Source organism: Bifidobacterium phasiani (assembly GCF_019331775.1).
GTDB classification, from domain to species: domain Bacteria; phylum Actinomycetota; class Actinomycetes; order Actinomycetales; family Bifidobacteriaceae; genus Bifidobacterium; species Bifidobacterium phasiani.
Genome location: NZ_JAHBBD010000043.1, coordinates 1 through 2,769, shown reverse-complemented (window position 1 = coordinate 2,769; position 2,769 = coordinate 1). Strand labels below are relative to the sequence as shown.

Below are 2,769 nucleotides of genomic sequence, written 5' to 3'. Positions count from 1 at the left end.
CATGCGCTGGTGCACACGGCGCCCTGGGCCATGCCGCCCTCGTGCTCGATGCTGATGGTGCTGTTGTTGCTCGTATAGTTAGCGTCGCTGTAGCTGCCGTCGGCCTCGTCGACGTACTGGTGGATGGTGCCGTCGGCGCCAATGCCGTAGTGGGCGGACGCCTGGCTTGACGCCTTGGCGAAGGTCGCGTCGGTGCCGGCGAGATAGCCGACCATGATGTGCAGGGTGATGTGGTCGACCTGGTATCCGTTGCGCCCGTTGTAGTGGTTGGGTGAGCCCTTCCAGATGATGCCTTCCATCACTCGGCCTCCGGTTCCTTGTCGCTACGGAACAGGTTGAGCAGGCGGCTGTTCTGTAGCTCAGGGTTAATCTCGCCCAGGTTTTCGATGACGCTGGATACCTCGGTGACGGTGATGTACACGGCAGCCGGCACGACGATAGGCACAGTGAACCCGAGGTCGATGACGCCCTGGGCGTGCTCGATGATTTCGGCGAGGAACATGACCAGAATGAACGCGCTTTTGTGGTAGAGGCCCTCACGCATCTTGGTGCTGCTGATGTCGTGCTGCATCGCGGCCTTGAGCAGGCCGGTCACCCAGTCGAGCAGGATAATGATGGCGACGATGACGAGCGCGGCGATTTCCGTTTTCTGCATGCTGTGGTCCTTTCGGTTGTCGTTATTTGGTGACCCATGTGAGCAGGCCGTGGGTCCACGCGCCCTTGAAGTGCTGCACGGCGCGGTAGGCGCGCAGCGATATGCTGCTGGCACCCAATATGAATCCGGTCACGGGGGCCGCCGTGGCGGTGTTGTCGACTCCGGGGAAGTTGATGTCGTACACGGCCGGTCTCAGCTCGTCGGGTATCGCGCATATCTGCGTGGCGGTCCAGGCGGACATGTCCCATGAGCCGCCGGTTCGTGTTGCCTTGACGAAACACATGACCAGGCGGCCGGCCTTGTAGGCCGAGTACTGGATGTCGTAGTCGACGTGCGAGAACTGCAGCGTGACGGGCTGGAGCAGGTCGTCGATGGTGGGCTGGTCAGCGTATTTCACCCATGCCGCGCCGTTGTAGTAGTACGGCCCGTTGTTGGCCGTCGTGGTGTCGGCGGTCACGTATCCGGTCTGTCCGGCCACTCCCGCAACGTCGGCGAGCTGGGCCAGCGTCGGACGGACCACGGGCTTGACGGCCTCGTCCGTCTGGCGGTCGTCCACCATGCCGAGAGCCGACTCGATGCTCTCGGCCATGGTCTGCAACTGGCTCGGCGCGGCCGATACCAGGTCGCTGCCGGTCGGATAGGTCAGCTTGTATCTGCTGGTCTGTGCCGTCATGTTTCCTCGCTTTCCGTGGATAGGTCGGTGGATAGGTATTGGGCCACGAGCTTCATCTGCGCCCAGGTGAGTGGCACCTGGTCCCATGCGGCCGGCCAGTCGGCGATCATGTCCCATGTGGGCGGGTTGAAGCCCATGCCGGGCATGGGCACGACGGTGCATTCGCTGCGGAGCACGGGGTCGCCGTCGACCCACTGGTAGGTGAGGGTGCCGCCGATGGTGGTCCACACGCTTGACGCGGTGGGCGTGCCGTCCTGGTGGGTGAGGTCGGCGAACACGGGGCCGTCGGCGAAGATGGGGCCGCTGGGCTGGCAGCGGTAGAGCCATGGCATGGTGTAGGGGTCGATGCGCCGGCTGTCGAATATCACGGTCTCGGGCGCGGCGATGGTGTCGAGCGCGGTGATCCATGCCTCCATGCGGTCGTGGTCGGTCGCGCTGATGGTGGTGGCCGGGTAGGCCGTGGTGTCGCTGTCGAGGATCGCGTCGCTGTCGAGCGTGATGGTCTTCTGCAGCGTCTGGAGCTGTTGGGGCAGGTCGGGCGCGGTGTACGAGGTCTCGGAGTCGTCGAACTGGATGGTGTCGCCGTCCGTGGCCTTTTTGCCCTGCACGGTCGCCTGGGTCCATGGTTCGGTGATGGTCAGCGTGTATTCGTCGTCGGTCTGGATGTCGTCCGCGGGTATGGCGGGGCGTGCGGTCGTGCCGTCCGTGGTGTACGCGGCGGCTCCGGCGTCGAGTATGACGCCGGTCGGTACGGCGAGGTCGGTGTGGCCGATGGCGACGGTCTGGCCGCTCATGTCCTCGTGCCAGATGGGACGTCGTGGGGAGTGAGCGTAGAGGCGTTGCAGGAGTTCGAGCTGGGTCGGGTAGGTGTCCGTGTCGTACGGGGCGACCGACGCGGGCAGGTCGAGCCCGTCGGTGTCGGCCAGGGGGGCGTCGGCTTGGCCGGCCCTGGCGTTGAGCTCGTCCAGGCGCTGCTGCGGGGTGCCGGTCCAGTGCATGCCGGCGAGTTTCGGGTCGCTCGAGGTGGGGCCCTGGCGGGCCATGCGCTTCCACAGGACCATGCGGCTGGTGGCGGTCAGGTCGAGCATCCAGTAGGTTTTCTCGCGGCGGATGGTGCCGCCCGTGCTGATGATCCCGTCGTAGATCATGTGGGTGCGCCCGCCATCGATGGGCGGGTCCCAGCGCGGCGCGAGCTGCGACCAGGGGAACGTGCAGTCGTCGTACGCGCCGAACTGGGTGATGTCGTCCCATGTGGGCTGCTCGTTGATGCGCAGGACCAGGCGCGCGCCCGAGAGTCTGACGAAGTCGCCGGCGAGCACGCCGGTGCGGTCGCGCAGCGTGAACGCGCACACGCCGGGGTCGGGCTGCGTGTCGGGCGAGTCCGTGCCCCATTGGATGCTCAGACCGGTCAGCACGGCGGTGTCGTCGGCAGCGTTGTTGA

At 65.8% G+C, this 2,769-nt stretch carries 4 protein-coding genes; all 4 read right to left on the bottom strand.

The window, feature by feature from the left end:
* A partial coding sequence (locus tag KIH73_RS10675; RefSeq protein WP_236022734.1) for an N-acetylmuramoyl-L-alanine amidase occupies nt 1-299 on the bottom strand: 299 nt, incomplete at its 3' end.
* Nucleotides 299-655: a phage holin family protein gene (locus KIH73_RS10670; RefSeq protein WP_219083345.1), complete on the bottom strand. Its 357-nt coding sequence runs from the start codon at nt 653-655 to the stop codon at nt 299-301. The genes KIH73_RS10670 and KIH73_RS10675, both read right to left, overlap by 1 nt.
* A gap of 22 nt (nt 656-677) precedes the next feature.
* Nucleotides 678-1,328, bottom strand: coding sequence for a hypothetical protein (locus KIH73_RS10665; protein WP_219083343.1), 651 nt, complete (start codon nt 1,326-1,328; stop codon nt 678-680).
* Nucleotides 1,325-2,769 (bottom strand): hypothetical protein (locus tag KIH73_RS10660; RefSeq protein WP_219083341.1); only part of this gene is annotated, 1,445 nt, incomplete at its 5' end. The genes KIH73_RS10665 and KIH73_RS10660, both read right to left, overlap by 4 nt.

Coding starts and splice junctions, on each gene's coding strand:
- KIH73_RS10670 (WP_219083345.1), bottom strand. CDS start 655: ATGCAGAAAACGGAAATCGCCGCGCTCGTCATCGTCGCCATCATTATC.
- KIH73_RS10665 (WP_219083343.1), bottom strand. CDS start 1,328: ATGACGGCACAGACCAGCAGATACAAGCTGACCTATCCGACCGGCAGC.